Source organism: Leucobacter sp. Psy1 (assembly GCF_020096995.1).
GTDB lineage: Bacteria > Actinomycetota > Actinomycetes > Actinomycetales > Microbacteriaceae > Leucobacter.
In genome coordinates, this window is sequence record NZ_CP083692.1 from 1004869 (window position 1) to 1020884 (window position 16016).

The window sequence follows — 16016 nt, forward strand, 5'->3', positions numbered from 1 at the left end:
AACTCAGCGATTGCTCCTAGGACTCAGCCGTGAAGTTCAGCGACAGCGAGTTCATGCAGTAGCGGTTGCCCGTCGGGGTGCCGAAACCGTCGGGGAAGACGTGGCCCAGGTGACTGCCGCAGCGGGCGCAGCGCACCTCGGTCCGCTCCATGCCGAGCGAGTGGTCTTCGAGCAGTTCGACCGCTTCAGGGCGCACCGAGTCGTAAAAGCTCGGCCAGCCGCAGTGCGAATCGAACTTGGTGCCGCTCTCGAAGAGTTCGTTGCCGCACGCGGCGCAGGTGTAGAACCCCGCGCGATCCTCATCGAGCAGTTCACCGGTCCAGGCGCGCTCGGTGCCCGCCTCGCGCAGCACCGCGTACTGCTCGTCTCCGAGCTCTGCGCGCCACTCTTCTTCGGACTTCTCGACCTCGTATGCCATGCCGACGATTCTACGCCTTTCGGCCGAATCTCGATGTGGCGGCGGGCGGCTCCGTCGTCACGGGACGACACACTCCCGAGTTCTCGGCGACCCGCCTCATAGGCTGGAAGCCATGACGGATCCTCGCGCTCAAGCCACGTATCAGGTGCGACTCGACTGGGGGACCGGGGCGCTGGAGCGCCTCGCTGCAGCTGAGATCGTCGTCGTGGTCGACGCCATCGGTACGAACCAGGCGTTCATCGATCGCGTGTCGGAGCGATCCGCCGGTGCCACGGTGTTCGTCGGCTCACTGCGCAACGCCACGGCGACGGCGCAGGCTATTCTCGACGAGCAGGTGGCGCGCGGCGGTCGCACCGCGATCAACCTGGTGCTCGCCGGCGACGAGGGCCGGTTCGCGGTCGAGGACTACCTGGCTGCCGGTGCGATCGGCGATGCGCTCTCGGCGCGCGGCATCGACCACACGGCGCCGGATGTCGCCGTCGCCACCGAGGGGTTCCGTCCGCTCGGTCGTGCGGTGAAGCATCTGCTCTCCGCAAGCGCTGCCGGTCTGGAGCTGTCGGCCTCGGGCCGCCGCGACGAGGTCATCGCCGCAGCGCAGGTCGACGCCGAGGCCGAGGCCACTCGCTGGAAGTGAACCCCGGCCGCGGCAACGTTCGTACCGAGCAGAACGCTACCGAGCGACGACCTGCCGCTTCGACGAGATCACACCGGTGTCGAAGCCGGCGAGGTGCAGCCCGCCGTGGAAGCGGGCGTGCTCGATCTTGATGCACCGGTCCATGACGACGTCGAGTCCCGCTGACTCCGCGATCTGCGCGGCCTCCTCGTTCCAGGAGCCGAGCTGCAGCCACAGCGCCTGCGCACCCACATCGACGGCTTCCTGAGCGACGCCGGGCAGGTCATCGTGCTTCCGGAATACGTCGACGATGTCGGGCACCACCGGCAGGTCGGCGAGCGAGTCGTACGCCGGATGGCCCAGGATCTCGTCGGCGCGCGGGTTCACGAAGTACACGTCGTACGGTGAGCTCGAGAGCAGGTAGGTCGCCACGAAGTAGCTCGCACGTGCCGGGTTGTTCGAGGCGCCGACGATCGCGACGGACTTCGCCCGGCGCAGGATCCCCAGCCGCGACGCGGCGCCAGGGGCCTGCCAGGACCGGGCGTCCGAGGCAGCCGGCGCCGAAGCGGGAACCGCGCAGGCCGCGCCGGAGGATGCAGGGGTGGTGGCGTCGCTCATCGGTGTGCTCCTGTCGCGAGAGTGAGGGCCTGATCCAGATCCCACACGATATCTTCCGGATCCTCGATGCCGACCGAGATCCGGATGAGGTCGGCGGGCACGCCGGCCGCTTCCAGCTGCTCGGGGGTGAGCTGCTGGTGCGTCGTCGAACCCGGGTGGATGACGAGCGTGCGCGCGTCGCCGATGTTCGCGAGGTGGCTCGCGAGCTGCAGCGACTCGATGAGTTTCTCACCGGTTTCGCGGGCGGCCTGCAGGCGCTCGCCCTCGGAGTCGAAGTCGCCGGAGGGGCGGACCCCGAATGCGAACACGGACCCGGGGCCGAGCGGGAAGTACTTCTGCGCGCGGTCCTGATGCGGGTGACCCTCGAGTCCCGCCCAGGTCACGAACGAGACGCGCGGATCGCTCGCCAGCCACTCGGCGACGACACGCGCGTTGGCGACGTGGGCGTCGATGCGCTGGGGGAGCGTCTCGATGCCCTGCAGCAGGTTGAACGCCGACTGCGGGCTGAGCGCCGGCCCGATGTCGCGCAGCTGTTCGGTGCGCAGCTTGGTGAGAAACCCGTACTCTCCGAAGTTGTCCCACCAGCGGATGCCGCCGTACGATTCGACGGGCTCCGTCATCGAGGGGAACTTGCCGTTGCCCCAGTTGAACGTGCCAGCCTCCACGACGACGCCGCCGAGCGTCGTGCCGTGCCCGCCGAGGAATTTCGTGACCGAGTGGATCACGATGTCGGCGCCGTGCTCGATCGGACGCGAGAGGTAGGGGGTGGAGAGCGTTGCATCGACGACGAGGGGGATGCCCGCCTCGTGCGCTACGGCGGAGAGCCCCGCGATATCGGAGATCTCACCGCCGGGGTTGCCGATCGCCTCGACGTAGAGCACCTTCGTGTTCGGGCGGATCGCCTTGCGGAACTCCTCAGGGTCCGAGCTGGCGACGAACGTCGTCTCGACGCCGAACCGCCGCAGCGTCACGTCGAGCTGCGTCACGGTGCCACCGTAGAGCTGGGACGAGGCGACGACGTGATCGCCCTGCCCGACGAGCGCGGCGAACGTGATGAACTCGGCCGACATGCCGCTCGCCGTCGCCACCGCGCCGATGCCGCCCTCGAGGGAGGCGATGCGCTCTTCGAGCGCCGCCACCGTCGGGTTGCCGATGCGCGAGTAGATGTTGCCGTACTTCTGCAGCGCGAACAGGTTCGCGGCGTCCTTCGCGTCGTCGAAGACGAACGATGTCGTCTGGTAGATCGGCACGGCCCTCGCGCCGGTCGCAGCGTCGGGCGTTCCGCCCGCGTGCAGTGCTCGGGTGCGGAACCCGAACTGGTGCTCACTCATCTGGTCTCCTTCGGTGCGGTGATGTCGTTCAGGCGTGCGAGGCGCACGGCTTCGCGCACCTCGTCGACGGCCCAGGGGTTCTGCAAGCTCGTGGTGTCTCCGAGCGTATCGCCCTGCCAGAGCTGCGCGAGCAGGCGGCGCAGGATCTTGCCCGAGCGGGTCTTCGGGAGTTCGGGTACGCGCACGATGATCCGGGGCTTCGCGATCGGCCCGATGTCACGGGTGACGCGGGCGCGCAGCTCCTCGTGCTCGGCACCGCCCGCTGCACCGTCGACCACGAACGCGGCGACGGCCTGACCGGTCAGCGGATCGGCGACACCGGTCACGCCCGCCTCTCCGACGGCGGGGTGCGAGACGAGGGACGACTCGATCTCGATGGTCGAGAGGCGGTGCCCCGAGACGTTCACGACGTCGTCCAGCCTGCCGAGGATCCACACGCAACCGTCGGCATCCACCGTCGCCCCGTCGCCGGCCACGTAGTAGGCGCCGTGCTCACCGCGGCCCGCGAACGGGGCCCAGTACGAGTCGCGGTATCGCTCGGGGTTGCCCCACACGGTGCGGGCCATGCCTGGCCAGGGGCGCCGGACCACGAGCGTACCCGAGCGGCCGGGCGCAACCGGTTCGCCATCATCGTCGACGACGGCGACATCGATTCCCGGCAGCGCCACGGTGGCCGACCCCGGTTTCAGCGTGGTGACGCCCGGCAGCGGCGCGATCATGGCCGCCCCGGTCTCCGACTGCCACCAGGTATCGACCACCGGCGTCTCGTCCCGACCGAAGTTGCGGCGGAACCAGACCCACGCCTCGGGGTTGATCGCCTCGCCGACGGTGCCCAGCAGCCGGATCGACGAGAGATCGTGCCCGATCGGCAAGTCGTCGCCGAACCAGGTCATGAGGGTCCGGATCAGGGTGGGTGCCGTGTAGTAGACGGTCACCCCGTACCGCTCGATGATCTCGAGGTGGCGCTCGCGATGCGGCGCGTCGGGGGTGCCCTCGTAGATGACCTGCGTGAGCCCGTTCGAGAGGGGGCCGTAGATCTCGTAGGTGTGCGCAGTCACCCACGCGAGGTCCGCCGTGCACCAGTGCACGTCATCCGGCTTCGCGTCGAAGTGGGCCCAGTGCGCCCAGCTGGCGTGCGTGAGGTAGCCGCCCGAGGTGTGCACGAGCCCCTTCGGCTTCCCGGTCGTGCCTGAGGTGTAGATGATGAAGAGCGGGTGCTCGGCGTCGAAGGCGACCGGTTCGTGGACGTCGGACTGGGCGTCGACGAGTTCGTCCCACCAGACGTCGCGGCCTTCCACCCACGGGATGTCCTGTCCGGTACGGCGAACGACGAGCACGTGCTCGAGGTGCTCCAAGCGGTCCGCCGCCGCATCTGCGGTCGACTTCACCTCGACCCGCTTTCCGCGGCGGTGCTGACCGTCAGAGGTGACGAGGAGCTTCGCTCGCGTGTCCTGCAGGCGGAACCGCACGGCTTCGGCGGAGAAGCCGCCGAACACCAGCGAGTGCACGGCACCGATGCGTGCACAGGCGAGAGCGATGACCACCGTCTCGATGAGGACGGGCAGGTAGACGACGACCCGGTCGCCAGACTCGATGCCGAGCGCCGTGAGTGCGTGGGCGGCGCGTGAGACCCGGCGCTGCAGGTCGGCGTAGGTCACCGACACGCGGTCTCCCGGTTCCCCTTCGAAGTGGAGGGCCACCTTCGAACCGAGTCCGGCGTCCACTTGCCGGTCGACGCAGTTCGCGGCGACGTTCAGCGTGCCTCCCGCGAACCAGGTCGCTTCTGGCACGGTGAGTCCGTCGGGCCCTTCGACCGGGGGCGACCAGGTGTGCGCCGTGTGCCACGGCTCCGCCCAGTCGAGGCGTGCGGCCGCGCGTTCCCAGAAGGCGACGGGGTCGGCGGATGCTTCGGCGTAGATCGAGGCATCGACATTCGCCTGGTCGGCGAAGTCGGCCGGAGCAGGGTAGCTCCGTGTCTCGTGGAGGCGTGCTTCGGTCATGCGTCAGGCGTGCTCCGCCGTCGTGCCGGCGAATCGGTACGCCGCACCCCGGTGGTCATCCGCCAGGTGCGGGCCGTGGCCGCCGAGCCGCTCGCGGAGCGTTACGGGAGTCTCTGCCGGATCCTGCAGCAGCCCGCGGCTCCGGAGCTCGGGGGAGACGAGCCGTGCGAAACGTTCGAGATCAGCCGGCCGGACGGCGGCCGAGATGTTGAAGCCGTCGATGTCGGCCTCGTTCATCCACCGTTCCAGCTCGTCGACGACGGTGGTCGGGGAGCCGACGATCACGGGGCCGCGGCCGCCGATGGCGACGAACTCCGCGAGGTCCCGCACCGTCCACGTCTTGCCGCCGGCGAGCGTGGTGAATGAGGCGAGTGCCGACTGGTTCGCGTCGGTGACGATGTGCTCGAGTTCCTGCTCCGGTGTGACCCCGGCGAAATCGACGCCGGTCCAGCCGCTGAAGAGCGTCAGCGCGGCAGCGGTGTCGACGTACGCGCGGTACTCGTCGAGTCGCGCCTCCGCCTCCTCGTCGGTCTCTGCGACGACGATGGTGGCGAGCGAGAAGATCTTGATCGCGTCGCGCGGACGACCGGAGGCCTCGAGACCGTCGCGTACCCCGTCCACCCATTTCCGGACGAGCTGCGGGCTGCCGCCCGAGAAGAAGATCGCCTCGGCGTGCTCGACGGCGAACTGCTGCCCGCGCTTCGATGCCCCGGCCTGGAAGAGGAAGGGCGTCCGCTGCGGGCCAGGAGCCGCGAGCGCCTGACCCGGAACCTGGAAGTATTCGCCCTCGTGGCCGATCTCGCGCACCTGGGTCGGCTCCACGAACACGTTCCGCTCACGGTCGGCGACGACGGCGCCGGGGGCGAACGAACCCTCGAAGAGCCGGTACATGACCTCGAGGTACTCGTCTGCCCGATCGTACCGCTCGTCGTGGGGGATCTGCGCCTCGCTGCCGACGATGTTCCGTGCAGCGGAGTCCTGGTAGCTCGTCACGATATTCCAGGCCACGCGCCCATCGGTGAAGTGGTCGAGGGTGGTGAGGGTGCGGGCGAGGAGGTAGGGCCGCTCGTACGAGACCGATGCGGTGACACCGAATCCGAGGTGCGAGGTGGCGGCCGCCATGGCCGGGACGGCGACCAGCGGGTCGAGCAGCGGGAACTGCACGCCTCCGCGCGCGGCTTCGTCGCCGTTGCCGCCGTAGACGTCGTACACACCGACCACGTCGGCGAGAAACAGCGACGCGAACCCCGCCTGCTCGAGGGTCTGCGCCAGCGAGGTCCAGTATCCGAGCCGGTGGTAGTCCTCGATGCTCGAGTCGGGGTGGCGCCAGAGCCCCGGTGACTGGTGCACCGGAGTGAGCATGTCGAACGCGTTGAGGAGGATGGCGCGGCTCATGAATTCCTTCGGTCGGGTGAGGGGTTACTGACGGAGCGCTCGTTCGGCGCGCAGTTCGGCCTTGCGGGGGTCGCGGGCGAGGAGCGTCGCGGTGAGCGAGATGAGGGAGATGAACGTGACGTATGCGCAGATGAGCCAGGGCGTGCCGCCTCCGAGCTGGAAGAGGAGCGCCGCCACCATAGGCATGATCCCCCCGCCGATGACCGAGCCGATCTGGTATCCCATGCTCACGCCCGAGTAGCGCACCTCGACCGGGAACTGCTCGGCGAACCAGGCCGCCTGGGGGCCGTACACGGCGTCGTGGGCGATGTTCATGCCAAGGATCACGAGCAGCGGGAGCAGGGCGAGCGAGTCCCCCGAGAGGTAGGCGAAGAAGATCCACACGAACGCCGCGATGGCGACGTAGCCGAAGACCGTGACGGGCTTGCGCCCGAAAGCGTCTGAGAGCCAGCCCCAGAACGGCGTGGTGAGGATCCCGACCGCGGAGGCGATCATGACGGCCTGCACGCCAGCTTGACTGTCGCCGTGGGTGTCGACGAGGTAGCTGAGTACGTACACCGTGATGAGGAAGTAGATGCTGTTCTGCGCGATGCGCTGGGCGATCGTGATGAGCAGCGGCCGCCAGTGCTGCGTGATGATGACGGCGACCGGGGTGCGCTCGGTGCGGCCCGACTCCTTGAGCTCGCGGAATTCGGGGGCGTCGCGCACGCCGAGACGGATCCACAGGCCGATCACGACGAGCACCACCGAGAACAGGAAGGGGATGCGCCAGCCGAAGGCGGCGAACTGCTCATCGGTCGTCAACGACTGCACGACGACGAAGGCGCCGGTCGCGAGCAGCATGCCGGCCGCCGACCCGATCTGCGTGAACGAGCCGAACAGTCCGCGTCGATTCGCCGGAGCGTGCTCGACCGAAAGCAGGGCTGAACCGCCCCACTCGGCACCGGCAGCAAGACCCTGCACCAGTCGGAGGAAGACGAGCGCTGCAGCGGCCCACCAGCCGATCGCGGCGTAGTTCGGCACGAGGCCGATGAAGAACGAGGCGACCCCCATGAGGAGGAGCGAGGCGACGAGCAGCGACTTCCGACCGATCCGGTCGCCGAGGTGGCCTGCGATGATGCCGCCCAGGGGGCGGGCGAGGAATCCGACGCCGAGCGATGCGTACGACGCGATCGTCGAGGCGAACGCGCTTTCCGAGGGGAAGAACTGCACGTTGAAGATGAGCGCGGCCGCAGTGCCGTAGAGGTAGAAGTCGTACCACTCGATGGTGGTGCCCGAGAAAGCCGCGAGCAGGACGCGGCGCTTCTCTCGCGGGGTCGACTCGGTGACCGTCGGAGGTCGGTCCAGAAGTTCGGTGCTCATGACGATGCTCCGTTCCGCGCGGCATCGCCGATCGCATTCAGCCCCTCGGGGAGGACTCCGTTGATCCAGTAGTCGCCGAGCGCCCGGGCTCGGAACGAGATGGGGTTGTGGGTGGCGACCGTCTGCGCATTGCGCCAGTGCCGGTCGAGCGCTTTGCCTGTGGAGGTCGCCGAAGCGCCGACGGTGAGGAACAGGTCCTGCGCGGCCCCGAGCGCGAGCTCGGGTACCGTCACCTGCGCGTGCTCGACGGCGACCTCCGAGTACTGCACGGCGTCGGGAGCGGGGGTGTTGCCCGCGGTCACTGCCACACCGTCGTCCAGTACGCGAGCGGTCTGCAGCACGATCGCCTCGGCGGCATAGGCCTTCGCCGCGATGCGCCCGACCGCCTCCTGGATCAGCGGATCGTCGCGGAACGGCAATCCGCTGCCCGTGTTGAACGTGCGAGCCCGCCCGGCGACGAGCGCCGCCGCGTCACGGCGTGCGGCGTGGGCGATACCCGAGAGCACCGCCAGCAGGATCAGCTGGAAGAAGGCGGCCTCGTGGACGGCGTCACTGGAACCGAGAATCCGGTCGAGCAGGCTGCCAGGCTCGATCTCGACGCCGTCGAAGATGGCGGTTCCGGTGCCGGTGAGTTTCTGACCGAAGCCGTCCCAGTCGTCGAGCACCGTGACACCGGGGGCGGTAGTGGAGACCACGGCGAATCGCCGGCCGTCCCTGCCATCGACCGCGGCCGAGACGCGGGTGTAGTCGGCGAAGATCGTACCGGTCGTATAGAACTTGCGGCCGTTGAGCACGGCGCCCTGTTCGGTCTCGGTGATCACGGTGTTGAGACGACCGAGCGCGTTGCCGCCCTTCTCAGTCGAAGCGTTGCCGACCGTCGCACCGGCGAGGATCCGCGGGTACCACAGCTGCTGCACCTCCTCCGGCTGGAAGCGCAGTGAATCGAGGAAGCCGAAGTGCGAACGGTACTGGTGCGCGACGTTCGAGTCGGCCTGCGCGAGATCGATCAGAAGGTGGGTGAAGGTCTCGATCGTCACCCCAGGACCTCCGTGCTCGGCCGGGACCCGCAGGGTGCCGAAGCCCTCGGCGTTCAGACGCGCGATCTCGTCGAACGGCAGGCGGCGCTCCTGCTCGCGGGCAACGGCGCCCGCGGCGATACCGTCGAAGATCGGCTGGAAGCGGGCGCTCAGCGACGCGTAGTCCGCAGGCAGTGCCTCTCCCTGGTCGCGCGTGACCGCGTCGGAGGGGGTGGGATGCGTCATCGATCGCCTTTCCGTTCGAGACCGAGTGGGGTGGAGCCCGCAAGTATCGGGCTGTACGGCGATTCTGACGCCGAGAGGGTACGGGTCGCACCCCGGCCCGTCACGATCCGTCACACTCCCGGACCGCGGGGGTCGTCACATCCACCGTTTCAGCACGGCCTTCTCGAGGAGCACCAGGATCGCGTTCGTAATGGTGCCGAGCAGGGCGAGCAGCACGATGGCGAGCAGAATGCGGTCCACGCGCCCGGTGTACTGCGAGTCGCTCAGCATCCACCCGAGTCCCATCGAGGCGCCGAGCAGCTCGGCCGCCACGAGGAACAGCCAGGCCTGCGCGAGTCCGAGGCGGAGCCCGGACACCACTGACGGCACGACCGCCGGCAGCTGCACGGTGCGGAACAGGGACCAGCCCCTTAAGCCGAACGTGCGACCCGCCTCGACCAGTTGGGGGTTCACGTGGCGGAGCGCGTCTGCGACGGTCGTGTAGACCGGGAAGAACGCGCCGATCGCGACCAGCGTCACCTTCGACTCCTCACCGATCTGCATCCACAGGATGAGGAGGGGGACCCAGGCGAGCGAGGGCACTGCGCGCAGTGCGACGAGCGTGGGAGCGAACAGCACGCCGCCCACACGTGACAGGCCGACGATCGCCGAGAACGCGAGCGCGATCGCCGATCCGATGGCGAAACCGATGAGGACGCGCTGCACCGAGATCGCGATGTGCAGCCAGAGTTCACCGCGTTCGGCGAGATCGATTCCGGCCTCGACGACCGACCAGGGCCCTGGCAGCCGATACGGCGGCACTAGTCCCGTCGAGGTGACGAACTGCCAGCTCGCGATGATGAGGATCGGCAGGAGGAAGCCTCCGGCGATTCTCGCCCAGGTGCGCGACCAGATCGGGGTACTGGGTCGCGTCGACCGGGGCTGCGCCGCGGCTGTCCGCGTCGCGGTCTCCGTCATTCGGCCGCTTTCTGCGCGAACTCGTCGTGGACGATCGAGTCGATGGCCTGGTCGATGGCATCCCGGCCACCGGCGACGTCACCCGACTCTGCGATGATGGGCGCGATCTTCTCGAGCACCTCGATCTGCGCGTCGCCAGGCACGGGGTCCACGTCGAGGTTCGAACGCTCATCGATGACTGTCTTCGCGACCTCGAGGTCGATGCCGGCCTCGTCCGCGAGCAGCTGCGCCATCTCGTCGGGGTTGTCGATGGCCCAGGCGCGCGCTTGCTCGTAGGCATCGACGACGACCTGCGCGACGTCCGGGTGCTCGGTGATGAACTCCTCCGTCGCGTTGAGGAACCCGTAGGTGTTGAAGTCGACGTTCCGGTAGATGAGCTGGTCGTCCGACTCCACCTCCGCGGCGGCCATAATCGGATCGAGACCACTCCAGGCGTCGACCGAGCCGCCGTCCAGCAAGGAGCGGCCGTCCGCGTGCTGCACGTTCTGCACCTCGACGTCCGAGGGCTCGAGTCCCGCCTCCTCCAGTGCCTGGAGCAGGAAGAAGTAGGGATCGGTGCCCTTCGTCGCCGCGACGGACTTCCCCTCGAGCTGCGCCACTTCGGTGATATCGCTGTCGGGGCCCACCACGATCGCGGACCACTCGGGCTGCGAGTAGACGTCGATGACCTGGATGGGGGAGCCGTTGGCCCGGGCGAAGAGCGCTGCGGATCCCGCGGTCGAGCCGACGTCGATCGAACCGGATCGCAGCAGCTCGTTCGCCTTGTTGCTGCCGGCCGACTGCTGCCACTCGACCTCGACGGAGTCCCCGAGGGCCTCCTCGAGCAGGCCCTGATCCTTCACGACCAAGCTCAGCGGGTTGTAGGTCGCCCAGTCGATGGCGAGGGAATCGGTCGACCACTCGCCCCCTTCCGCGGAGGCGGAGTCGTTGCTGTTCTCACCCTGCACGCATCCCGCGAGGGCGAAGGAGAGCAGTCCGGCGACGGCAGTGGCGGGCAGAATGCGACGGGTAAGGGTGCTCATTCGTTCTCCTTGATGGTGAGCTTGTGGACACCGAGCCCTTCCAGGAGGCTGGTGCGGAGGTCGGTGAACGAGCGGGCGCCGCGGTCGCGCGGCCTGGCTCCGGGGACCGGGACGAGGCGGGCGATCGAACCGGTCGAGGGGCGGTCCGTCGCCGGCGTCTCGGCGGCGCGCTCGTGAGTGCTCGCCGATCCCAGCGCGCCCATGCCTGAGGAAGAGCCGAGCGCGACCACTTTCGCGCGAGGACGATCGGTCTGAGCTCCCACCGCGTGCAGATTGCGGAGCATGAGCACGCGGTCGGCGAGGTACAGCGCTTCCTCGACATCGTGCGTGACGAGCACGATCGTGCTCGGTTCGGCGCGGTGGATGTCGAGCAGGAGATCGTGCATCTGCAATCGCGTCAGCGCGTCGAGGGCGCCGAAGGGCTCGTCGAGCAGCAGGACACGGGGGCTGCGCGCCAGCGCTCGCGCCAGAGACGCCCGCTGCGCCATGCCGCCGGAGACCTCTCGCGGACGCTGGTCAGCCGCGTGCGTGAGCCCGACCAGGTCGAGGAGCTCGGCGACGCGCGCCTTCGCCGTGCGCGCCCGAGTGCCGCGGGGGAGTCCGAGCGCGACATTCTGCGCGATCGTGCGCCACGGGAGAAGTCGGGGCTCCTGAAAGGCCATGGCGGTCGAGTCGTCGTGCGCCTGCACGCTCTCGTCGTCGAGCGTGATGCCGCCATTCGTCGGAGCATCGAGGCCGCCGATCAGGCGCAGAAGCGTCGACTTGCCGCATCCAGACGGGCCGACGACGGCGATGATCTCTCCCGCCGATACATCCAGCGTGACGTCCCGCAGCACGGTCCGCGAGGACTCCTTCGTCGCGAACGTCCGTTCGACATCGACGATCTGCACCCGCCCTGCGGGCGCGCGCGACTCGACAAGTGTGGACATAGGTACATACATTGCCTGGCTGCAGGCCGATCGCGAAGCCACGGTGTAACACAGTGACGCAATCGGGTGCCGCCGACTTCGAGCGGGCCTCGTGCCGTGGGGCGGGTGGAAGCCGGTCGGGCGCTACGCCTGCGCGAACCGCCTGAGGGCTTCGGAGTACTCGGCAGGGCTCCGCCGCGTCGACTCGGTCAGCAGCAGCGATGCGTCGCCGATGATCCTCGTGCCCGCTCCGCGGCAGGGGATGGTCACGACGCGGGTGAGTCCCGCTTCCCATGCGATGACGAGCGCGTCGAGGGCGAGACGCTCGGGAGAAGCCGAAACACCCTGAGGTGCCGCGGCGAGTGCCAGACGTTGTTCGCGTTCTGCACGATTCCACTCGTCGAACGCCTTGCCGAGCGATGCCGGCCCGAAATGGTCGGGCCAGGTCGGACCGGTGTACGCGCGGACCAGCGCGGCACGCTCGTCTGAGCCGACCTGATCCGAGCCGACCTGATCCGAGCCGACCTGATCCGAGCCGACCTGATCCGAGGCGAGCGCCGCGAAGAGCGCCGGGTCGGGTGGGGCGGCGGCGTGCTGGACCGCGCCCTCCCAGAGAGCCGGCCAGGCCGTCTCCCACTCTGCCCGATCCTCGGGCTCGCCGATGCGGGCGGGAGTTCTCGTGAGTCGGGGCGGGCCGCCGGGAGGCGGGTGCAGGCCCCAGGCTTCGCGAACCCACAGCAGCTCGATGAGCGGGAACGCGTCATCCTCGATCGTGATGACCATGTCGTGAGGCCAGGGGTTGCCGGGGTCCGGAACGATCCCTCTCATCTCCCCTCCATTCGCGCTGCGACCGATCCCAGTATGGCGCAGCTTGCCCGTCCTGTTGCGAAACGTGAACCTTCAGGTAACCGGCATGTTTCGGCTGTTACGTGTCGGTTGCCAGGTGCTCGGAAAGTGCCGAAGAGCGCGGAAAACCGCCGGATCAGGCCGCTGAGCCTCCCTAGGCTGAGCGCATGTCAGCACTCACCCAGCAGCAGCGCACCGCCTCCGACTCCGCTTCCCGTCCACCCCGTCGCGTCGTCGTCGCCGAGGATGAATCACTGGTTCTCGTCGATGTCGTCGAGTTCTTGAGCGAGAACGGCTTCGATGTGGTCGGCCGCGCCTACGACGGCGAATCGGCCGTACGACTCGCGACCGACCTCACCCCCGATCTCGTGCTCATGGACGTCAGCATGCCGCTTCGCGACGGTATCAGCGCCACCGAGATCCTCAGCAGGCAGGGCATCGGCCCGGTCGTGCTCATGACGGCGGACGGTCGTCGCGAGTCATATCAGCGAGCGACGACGGCGGGAGCGCTCGGGTACCTCACGAAGCCGGTGCGACCCGAGGGGCTTCTTCCGGCCATCGAGATCGCGCTCGCGAGGCACCGCCAGATTCGGGGGCTGCGCTCACAGGCCGCCGAAATGCTCGACCAGCTCGAGTCCCAGGGACTGGTGAACCGGGCGAAGGACGTGCTCATCGAACGCTTCAGCCTCTCGGCGATCGAGGCGTCGGCGTGGCTCGAGCAGACCGCGGCGGAGCGCGGACTCACCGAGCGTGAGGTCGCTCGCACCATCGTCGACGGGATGAAGCGCAAGTCACGGGGTCGCAAGCGCTGACACCGCCCGCTTGCGTCGGCCGGGAGCCAGTTGCCCCGCGACCATCGCGGTGAGCGCGACCGCGAATCCGACGAGCTGAATCGCAGTGAGCGACTCGCCGGCGATGAGCGAGCCGAGAAACGCGGCCGTGAGCGGGGAAAGGATCCCGAGGAGTGCGGTCGCGGTGACGGGAAGCGCACGGATTGCCGCGAACCAGACGGAGTACGTCAGCAGACCTCCGAGGAGCCCGAGCCAGAGGTAGCCCACCACGGCCCGTGCATCGATCGCGGCGGGAACGCCGTCGATGGCGAGTGCGGGAACGAGGAGGACGAGGCCGGCTGCGGTGAGCTGCCATCCGGCGAAGCCGAGAGCTGAGACGTGTGCGGGTCGCCCCCATCGCTTCGTGAGTACCACTCCGAGCCCCATGGAGAGTGCGCCGCAGAGGCCGGCGGCGATGCCGAGGGGATCCGCGGCGGCGTTCGGTCCGAGGGCAACGAGTGCCACCCCGGTGACGCCCGCGATGCCCCACGAGATGCGCCAGAGCGAGAGCCGCTCGTGCAGGATCGCGACGGCGAGGATTGCGACGATCAGGGGTTGGGCAGCACCGAGTGTGGCGGCAATGCCGCCAGGAAGGTGCTGTGCGGCGATGAACAGGAGCGGGAAGAACGCAGCCATGTTCAGGGTGCCCAGCACGAGGCTCTTCCACCACCACGAGCCTCGCGGGAGTTGACGAGCGAGCAGGATCGCCAGCAGCCCCGCGGGCAATGCGCGGAGGAGTGCTGAGAAGAGTGGGTGTCCAGGGGGGAGGAGCTGTGTCGTCACGATGAAGGTCGTGCCCCAGATCATGGGAGCGGTCGCCGCTGCCGCGGTCCAGCCCATTCGGTGAGTAATGGCGGGGGTCATGGGCCCAGTCTCGATGCGTCGCAGACATGAATCCAACACATAGTTGTCATGGGTTATATGACGTGTGATCATGCAAGTGTGGAACTACAGCAGATGCGGTACGCCGTGGCCATCGCCGACGAGCGGAGCTTCACTCGTGCGGCCGCCCGATGCCACGTCGTGCAGTCGGCACTGAGTCACCAGATCGCCGCTCTCGAACGCGAGCTGGGGGTGGCGCTCTTCGCACGGTCGAGTCGACGCGTGGAGGTCACCAGTGCTGGGGAGGCGTTCGTCGCGGCGGCTCGCGAGAGCCTCGAAGCTGCGGAACGGGCGAGCGTGGAAGCCGCGGCCGCAGTCGGGTTCGTGCGCGGAGTACTGACGATCGGCATGATTCCGACCGTGACCACGCTCGACCTGGCCGGCGCGCTCGCCGAGTTCCGTGAGGCGTACCCGCAGGTCAGGGTGCGGGTCAGGGAGGGGAGCAGCGACGAGTTCATGGCGTCGATCGCAGCGGGTGAGATGGACGCCGCGGTGCTCGGGCTTGCCGAGGCGACCCCGCCGCGCGGTGTCGCCTGGCGAGAGTTGCACCGCGAGCAGCTGGTCGCGGTGCTGAGCGAAGACCACTGTTCGGCCTCGCGGAGTCGGATGGCGCTCGCGGACCTGACGGACGAGACTTTCGTCGACTTTCCAGCGGGTGCTCCCGGCCGTGCCCAGTCCGATATCGCGTTCAGCGCAGCGGGTCTGCGTCGTGACGTGGCGTTCGAAGTCATGAGTATCGAGCTCATGCTGGAAATCGTGCGGCGGAATCTCGCCGTGGCCCTGCTCTCGCCCGCCGTCGTGCCAGGCGACTCCGGTCTCCGCACCGTGTCGTTGGACGACGGGCCCCGCCGTATCGAGTACCTCGCGTGGAGTGATTTCAACCCCTCGCCGGCCGCACGAGCCTTCCTCGACGGGCTGCGTCAGTGATCGCTCGGGCGCGCCCACTCGGCATTGTCGAGTGAAATCTCTTCGGTCATGTCGGTGAGGAAGCGTGTCACCACATCGCGTTCGCTGCTGGTGAGTCGAGCCGCAGCATGAAATCGCCTGGCCTGGTGGCGCCCCACCGACTCCCGTGCGGAGGCCTCGGTTTCCGGAGTGATCTCGATCATGAACGCGCGCCGGTCTTGCGGGTGCAGGCGGCGCACGATGTGATTGCCGCGTTCGAGCCGATTGAGCAGCTTCGTCGTCGATGCCGCTGAGATGCGCAGGTGCGCGGCGAGAACGCTGGGGGTCACGATCTGCCCCTGACGTTTCGCGACGATGAGGTAATGCAGGGCTCTCATGTCTTGGTCGCTGAGGTTCATGTATTTGCGCGACGCCTCCGAGAGGAGGAGTTCGGCTTCTCGCAGACGAGCCAGCGTGTTCATCAGTTGGGAGATCCCTGCGAGATCGTTCTCGTCGAGTTCGGGGTGCTCGCTCTCGATGCCGGTTCCGGTGGCGTCGAGTCGATAGAGGTTTCGCGTCACGCCGTTGTCACCGCGTCGCGCCTCAGTCGAATCCATGGGCCGATTGTACATTTTTCTACACCAAATAGGAATATAGTATCCAAAAGTAAACTGTCTACTTCACGCT

At 68.2% G+C, this 16016-nt stretch carries 16 protein-coding genes; 3 read left to right on the top strand and 13 right to left on the bottom strand.

Annotated elements, in window-relative coordinates; translation table 11 throughout:
* Positions 1-16: 16 nt before the first annotated feature.
* Positions 17-418, bottom strand: coding sequence for a peptide-methionine (R)-S-oxide reductase MsrB (msrB, locus tag K8P10_RS04710; protein WP_224780649.1), 402 nt, complete (start codon positions 416-418; stop codon positions 17-19).
* A gap of 112 nt (positions 419-530) precedes the next feature.
* Between msrB and K8P10_RS04715 the strand changes: the two genes are divergently transcribed.
* The gene (locus tag K8P10_RS04715) at positions 531-1052 is read left to right on the top strand and encodes a 2-phosphosulfolactate phosphatase (RefSeq protein WP_224780650.1); all 522 of its coding nucleotides are present in this window, start codon (positions 531-533) and stop codon (positions 1050-1052) included.
* A 36-nt stretch (positions 1053-1088) separates the two neighbouring features.
* Here the strand turns inward: K8P10_RS04715 and K8P10_RS04720 are convergent, their stop codons facing one another.
* The 10 genes from K8P10_RS04720 to K8P10_RS04765 form a co-directional block, all read right to left on the bottom strand.
* Positions 1089-1649 (bottom strand): CoA-binding protein, encoded by a 561-nt coding sequence (locus tag K8P10_RS04720; protein ID WP_224780651.1) that lies wholly within the window; start codon positions 1647-1649, stop codon positions 1089-1091.
* Positions 1646-2980: an O-acetylhomoserine aminocarboxypropyltransferase/cysteine synthase family protein gene (locus K8P10_RS04725; RefSeq protein ID WP_224780652.1), complete on the bottom strand. Its 1335-nt coding sequence runs from the start codon at positions 2978-2980 to the stop codon at positions 1646-1648. The genes K8P10_RS04720 and K8P10_RS04725 overlap by 4 nt, the downstream gene beginning before the upstream one ends.
* Positions 2977-4980 (bottom strand): acetate--CoA ligase, encoded by a 2004-nt coding sequence (gene acs / locus K8P10_RS04730; protein WP_224780653.1) that lies wholly within the window; start codon positions 4978-4980, stop codon positions 2977-2979. Before acs ends, K8P10_RS04725 begins: the two co-directional genes overlap by 4 nt.
* A gap of 3 nt (positions 4981-4983) precedes the next feature.
* Positions 4984-6375 carry an LLM class flavin-dependent oxidoreductase gene (locus tag K8P10_RS04735; protein ID WP_224780654.1) on the bottom strand — a complete coding sequence of 464 codons (1392 nt, stop codon included), beginning with the start codon at positions 6373-6375 and terminating at the stop codon, positions 4984-4986.
* 24 nt (positions 6376-6399) lie between these two features.
* Positions 6400-7737 carry an MFS transporter gene (locus K8P10_RS04740; RefSeq protein ID WP_224780655.1) on the bottom strand — a complete coding sequence of 446 codons (1338 nt, stop codon included), beginning with the start codon at positions 7735-7737 and terminating at the stop codon, positions 6400-6402.
* Positions 7734-8999 (bottom strand): acyl-CoA dehydrogenase family protein, encoded by a 1266-nt coding sequence (locus K8P10_RS04745; RefSeq protein WP_224780656.1) that lies wholly within the window; start codon positions 8997-8999, stop codon positions 7734-7736. The genes K8P10_RS04740 and K8P10_RS04745 overlap by 4 nt, the downstream gene beginning before the upstream one ends.
* Positions 9000-9134: 135 nt before the next feature.
* Positions 9135-9956: an ABC transporter permease gene (locus K8P10_RS04750; RefSeq protein WP_224780657.1), complete on the bottom strand. Its 822-nt coding sequence runs from the start codon at positions 9954-9956 to the stop codon at positions 9135-9137.
* Positions 9953-10978 carry an aliphatic sulfonate ABC transporter substrate-binding protein gene (locus K8P10_RS04755; RefSeq protein WP_224780658.1) on the bottom strand — a complete coding sequence of 342 codons (1026 nt, stop codon included), beginning with the start codon at positions 10976-10978 and terminating at the stop codon, positions 9953-9955. The genes K8P10_RS04750 and K8P10_RS04755 overlap by 4 nt, the downstream gene beginning before the upstream one ends.
* Positions 10975-11907, bottom strand: coding sequence for an ABC transporter ATP-binding protein (locus tag K8P10_RS04760; RefSeq protein WP_224780659.1), 933 nt, complete (start codon positions 11905-11907; stop codon positions 10975-10977). The genes K8P10_RS04755 and K8P10_RS04760 overlap by 4 nt, the downstream gene beginning before the upstream one ends.
* A 123-nt stretch (positions 11908-12030) precedes the next feature.
* Positions 12031-12714: a hypothetical protein gene (locus tag K8P10_RS04765; protein ID WP_224780660.1), complete on the bottom strand. Its 684-nt coding sequence runs from the start codon at positions 12712-12714 to the stop codon at positions 12031-12033.
* A gap of 185 nt (positions 12715-12899) precedes the next feature.
* On the opposite strand from K8P10_RS04765, the gene K8P10_RS04770 reads away from it, so the two are divergent.
* Positions 12900-13544: an ANTAR domain-containing response regulator gene (locus K8P10_RS04770; RefSeq protein WP_224780661.1), complete on the top strand. Its 645-nt coding sequence runs from the start codon at positions 12900-12902 to the stop codon at positions 13542-13544.
* On the opposite strand, the gene K8P10_RS04775 is transcribed toward K8P10_RS04770, so the two are convergent.
* Positions 13524-14426, bottom strand: coding sequence for an EamA family transporter (locus K8P10_RS04775; protein ID WP_224780662.1), 903 nt, complete (start codon positions 14424-14426; stop codon positions 13524-13526). The two genes, K8P10_RS04770 and K8P10_RS04775, sit on opposite strands and share 21 nt — an antisense overlap.
* A 78-nt stretch (positions 14427-14504) precedes the next feature.
* On the opposite strand from K8P10_RS04775, the gene K8P10_RS04780 reads away from it, so the two are divergent.
* A complete protein-coding gene (locus K8P10_RS04780) occupies positions 14505-15371 on the top strand; it encodes a LysR substrate-binding domain-containing protein (protein WP_224780663.1) in 867 nt (288 codons plus the stop codon).
* Here K8P10_RS04780 and K8P10_RS04785 read toward each other — a convergent pair.
* A complete protein-coding gene (locus K8P10_RS04785) occupies positions 15365-15946 on the bottom strand; it encodes a MarR family winged helix-turn-helix transcriptional regulator (protein WP_224780664.1) in 582 nt (193 codons plus the stop codon). The genes K8P10_RS04780 and K8P10_RS04785 overlap by 7 nt on opposite strands.
* Positions 15947-16016: the final 70 nt, after the last annotated feature.

Excerpts from the sequence above, each read along its gene's own strand:
- msrB (WP_224780649.1), bottom strand. The coding sequence starts at position 418 with ATGGCATACGAGGTCGAGAAGTCCGAAGAAGAGTGGCGCGCAGAGCTC.
- K8P10_RS04715 (WP_224780650.1), top strand. The coding sequence starts at position 531 with ATGACGGATCCTCGCGCTCAAGCCACGTATCAGGTGCGACTCGACTGG.
- K8P10_RS04720 (WP_224780651.1), bottom strand. The coding sequence starts at position 1,649 with ATGAGCGACGCCACCACCCCTGCATCCTCCGGCGCGGCCTGCGCGGTT.
- K8P10_RS04725 (WP_224780652.1), bottom strand. The coding sequence starts at position 2,980 with ATGAGTGAGCACCAGTTCGGGTTCCGCACCCGAGCACTGCACGCGGGC.
- acs (WP_224780653.1), bottom strand. The coding sequence starts at position 4,980 with ATGACCGAAGCACGCCTCCACGAGACACGGAGCTACCCTGCTCCGGCC.
- K8P10_RS04735 (WP_224780654.1), bottom strand. The coding sequence starts at position 6,375 with ATGAGCCGCGCCATCCTCCTCAACGCGTTCGACATGCTCACTCCGGTG.
- K8P10_RS04740 (WP_224780655.1), bottom strand. The coding sequence starts at position 7,737 with ATGAGCACCGAACTTCTGGACCGACCTCCGACGGTCACCGAGTCGACC.
- K8P10_RS04745 (WP_224780656.1), bottom strand. The coding sequence starts at position 8,999 with ATGACGCATCCCACCCCCTCCGACGCGGTCACGCGCGACCAGGGAGAG.
- K8P10_RS04750 (WP_224780657.1), bottom strand. The coding sequence starts at position 9,956 with ATGACGGAGACCGCGACGCGGACAGCCGCGGCGCAGCCCCGGTCGACG.
- K8P10_RS04755 (WP_224780658.1), bottom strand. The coding sequence starts at position 10,978 with ATGAGCACCCTTACCCGTCGCATTCTGCCCGCCACTGCCGTCGCCGGA.
- K8P10_RS04760 (WP_224780659.1), bottom strand. The coding sequence starts at position 11,907 with ATGTCCACACTTGTCGAGTCGCGCGCGCCCGCAGGGCGGGTGCAGATC.
- K8P10_RS04765 (WP_224780660.1), bottom strand. The coding sequence starts at position 12,714 with ATGAGAGGGATCGTTCCGGACCCCGGCAACCCCTGGCCTCACGACATG.
- K8P10_RS04770 (WP_224780661.1), top strand. The coding sequence starts at position 12,900 with ATGTCAGCACTCACCCAGCAGCAGCGCACCGCCTCCGACTCCGCTTCC.
- K8P10_RS04775 (WP_224780662.1), bottom strand. The coding sequence starts at position 14,426 with ATGACCCCCGCCATTACTCACCGAATGGGCTGGACCGCGGCAGCGGCG.
- K8P10_RS04785 (WP_224780664.1), bottom strand. The coding sequence starts at position 15,946 with ATGGATTCGACTGAGGCGCGACGCGGTGACAACGGCGTGACGCGAAAC.